Annotated in this window: 1 protein-coding gene; it reads right to left on the bottom strand. The window is 61.4% G+C overall.

Going from position 1 to position 497, the window contains the following annotated elements:
* Positions 1 to 41 precede the first annotated feature (41 nt).
* Positions 42 to 497: 50S ribosomal protein L2 (gene rplB / locus BK665_RS33210; RefSeq protein WP_123410642.1), on the bottom strand; the 456-nt coding region annotated here is incomplete at its 5' end.

Raw genomic sequence — 497 nt, 5'->3', positions numbered from 1 at the left:
GGACCTTTCCATACTGAACGAGCCATTAGTGACTACCTCTCTTACTTCTTACGCTGATGGCGCGAGCGCATGATGAACTTGTCGGTCGACTTGTTCGAACGGGTGCGCTTGCCCTTCGTGGGCTTGCCCCACGGAGTAACCGGGTGGCGACCACCCGACGTGCGACCTTCACCACCACCGTGCGGGTGGTCGACCGGGTTCATGACGACGCCGCGAACGTGCGGACGCTTGCCGCGCCAACGGGAACGACCGGCCTTGCCGTCGTTGATGTTGCCGTGGTCCGAGTTAGAAACAGCGCCGATCGATGCAAGGCACGAGCCGTGTACCAGACGCTGTTCGCCCGAGTTGAGACGCAGGATGGCCATACCGGCATCGCGGCCGACGAGCTGGACATACGTACCGGCGGAGCGGGCAATCTGACCGCCTTTACCAGGCTTCATCTCGACGTTGTGGATGATCGAACCGACCGGAATGTACTGAAGCGGCATGGTGTTGCC

This window comes from Pseudomonas frederiksbergensis (assembly GCF_003732665.1).
In the GTDB taxonomy this organism is placed as follows: Bacteria; Pseudomonadota; Gammaproteobacteria; order Pseudomonadales; family Pseudomonadaceae; genus Aquipseudomonas; species Aquipseudomonas frederiksbergensis_G.
The sequence above is the reverse complement of the archived record's forward strand: the minus strand, read 5'-3'. Positions and strand labels throughout refer to the sequence as shown.